The sequence below is a fragment of the Pseudomonas sp. Sample_24 genome, assembly GCF_004307605.1.
Lineage (GTDB): Bacteria > Pseudomonadota > Gammaproteobacteria > Pseudomonadales > Pseudomonadaceae > Aquipseudomonas.
Genome location: NZ_RCNW01000085.1, coordinates 1 through 2591, shown reverse-complemented (window position 1 = coordinate 2591; position 2591 = coordinate 1). Strand labels below are relative to the sequence as shown.

The window sequence follows — 2591 nt, the reverse complement described above, 5'->3', positions numbered from 1 at the left end:
TTCATGGTGTCGCAGGCCTTGATGCCGAAAAGGTGCAACGTTTTACTTGAAACGGTCAAGGAATTGCCCCCTTTACAGGTGCTGGAGAAAAAAGGTGACGGATTATGCCATGACCGGACGGTTTCGCGTCGGCCGGGCTCGGGTTTGTCTGCGGCCCGGACAGCATTGCGCTGTTCGGGCCGTTGACTTTACAGGCGATGGCGAATGATGAACGCTCGAATCCGTTCTGCCGCTTCGACACACTCCGCCAACGGTGCAACCAATGCCAGGCGCACACGCCCCGCACCCGGATTGGCGCCATCGACTTCACGGGACAGATAAGAACCTGGCACCACCGTTACATGTTCCTGCGCGAACAAATCACGACAGAACGCTTCGTCATCACCCTCGACGTTCGGCCACAAGTAAAAACCACCGTCCGGGCGCTGCACATCCATGACCGGGCTTAAAATCTCCAACACCGCATCATATTTCTCGCGATACAGCGCACGGTTGGCGCGCACATGCACTTCGTCGTTCCATGCGGCAACGCTGGCCAGTTGCGTTTGCACCGGCATTGCGCAGCCGTGATAGGTGCGATAGAGCAAGAAGCCTTTGAGAATGTCGGCGTCACCTGCGACGAAGCCCGAACGCAAACCAGGCAAGTTGGAACGCTTGGACAGGCTGTGGAACACCACGCAACGCTTGAAGTCCTTGCGACCCAGTTCCACGCAGGCGCTGAGCAGGCCCGGCGGAGGGGTTTGTTCGTCGAAGTACAGTTCGCTGTAGCACTCGTCGGCGGCGATCACGAAGTCGTATTGGTCGGCCAGGGCGATCAGCTTCTTCAGCGTGTCGACCGGGATCAATGCACCAGTCGGATTGCCTGGCGAGCACAGGAACAGGATCTGGCAGCGTTTCCAGATGTCTGGCGACACAGCCTCGAAGTCTGGATTGAAGCCATTCTCGTCCAGGCATGGCAGGTAATGCGGCTTGGCCCCGGCGAGGAACGCCGCGCCTTCGTAGATCTGGTAGAACGGGTTCGGACTGACGACCAGCGCGTCATCGCCACGGTTGACCACGGTCTGGGTGAATGCGAACAGCGCTTCGCGAGTGCCGTTGACGGGCAGCACGTTGCGCGCCGGATCGATCCAGCCGTCTGGCACGCCGAAACGCCGCTCGCACCAGGCGGCGATGGCTTCACGCAACTCCGGGACGCCGAGGGTGGTCGGGTACACCGCCATTTTTTCCAGATTGCTGGCCAGGGCTTCGGCAACGAAGCTTGGCGAACGGTGCTTCGGTTCGCCGATCGACAGCGCGATAGGGCGTTTGTCGGGGTTGGGTGTGACGCTGCCAAGCAGGGCGCGGAGTTTCTCGAACGGGTAGGGCTGGAGCTGGGACAGAGCGTTGTTCATCGATAAATCTCGTTCGGTGTTGGGGCGGCGCTGATCCCTGTAGGAGCGAGCCTGCTCGCGATGGTCGTCATCGATGACACTGGGGGGCTGTTACCCCGTGGCGTCCTCGGGTCCATCGCGAGCAGGCTCGCTCCTACAGAGGGGCGGGCCGTTGTTAAGTCAGATGCTGATGCGCGACAGTTTGATATCGGGTTCCTGATTGACGCTCAACTGCTCGACGATCGCATCCTGCAACCGGCTGCACAGCAGCGGGTCGGACAGCGGGTGGTTGTTGGCGTCGGTGATGAAAAACACGTCTTCCACGCGCTCGCCGAGGGTCGCGATCTTGGCGTTCTGCAGCGACAGGTCGAACTCCAGGAAAATCGTGCCGATGCGTGCCAACAAGCCGGGACGATCAGGTGCGGTCAGTTCCAGCACGGTGACCGGGCGCTGCGCATCGTTGTGGATCGTGACTTGTGGGGCAAAGGCGAAATGCTTGAGCTGGCGCGGCACCCGACGCTGGATGATGGTCGGGTAGTTATCCGGATTGCGCAGGGCTTCGGTCAAGCCGTCGCGGATCTGCTTGACCCGAGCCGGGTTGTCGCCGATCGAGTCGCCGTCGGTGTCGAGCACGATGTAGGTGTCGAGGGTGAACTGGCTGCTGGAGGTGATGACCCGGGCGTCATGGATGTTCAGGTTGAGCTGGTCCATCGCGGCCACGGTCACGGCAAAGAAGTCGTGCTGGTCCGGTGCATAGATGAAGATCTGCGTACCGCCCTCGAATTCCCGCTGGGTGGTTTCCTTGATCAGCACCAACGGCCCGCCATCTGCCGGCTGCTGGAGGATCGCATCGCTGTGCCAGGCGACATCGCCGGCGGTGTGACGCAGGAAATAGTCATCGCCCAATTGTGCCCACAACTGCTCGACGTCATCCGGATCGGTACCGCCGCGTACCAGAATGTCCAGGGCGGCGCTCTGGGTCTGGCGAATCTGCTCTTCGCGATCCACCGGGTTCTCCAGGCCGCGACGCAGGGCACGCTTGGTCTCGGTGTAGAGCTGGCGCAACAGGCTGGCGCGCCAGGAGTTCCACAGCGTCGGGTTGGTGGCATTGATGTCGGCGACGGTCAGCACGTACAGGTAGTCGAGGCGGGTTTCATCGCCGACGGTCTGCGCGAAATCGTGGATCACCTGCGGGTCGGACAAGTCCTTGCGCTGGGCGGT

3 protein-coding genes are annotated in these 2591 nt (G+C 61.4%); 1 reads left to right on the top strand and 2 read right to left on the bottom strand.

Annotation, left to right across the window (positions count from 1 at the left end):
* A partial coding sequence (locus D8V06_RS30555; protein WP_206663178.1) for a hypothetical protein occupies window positions 1-186 on the top strand: 186 nt, incomplete at its 5' end.
* Between the two features lie 2 nt (window positions 187-188).
* On the opposite strand, the gene dapC is transcribed toward D8V06_RS30555, so the two are convergent.
* Window positions 189-1391: a succinyldiaminopimelate transaminase gene (gene dapC, locus D8V06_RS03965; RefSeq protein WP_056856251.1), complete on the bottom strand. Its 1203-nt coding sequence runs from the start codon at window positions 1389-1391 to the stop codon at window positions 189-191.
* A 159-nt stretch (window positions 1392-1550) separates the two neighbouring features.
* A partial coding sequence (locus tag D8V06_RS03960; RefSeq protein ID WP_130930484.1) for an ACT domain-containing protein occupies window positions 1551-2591 on the bottom strand: 1041 nt, incomplete at its 5' end.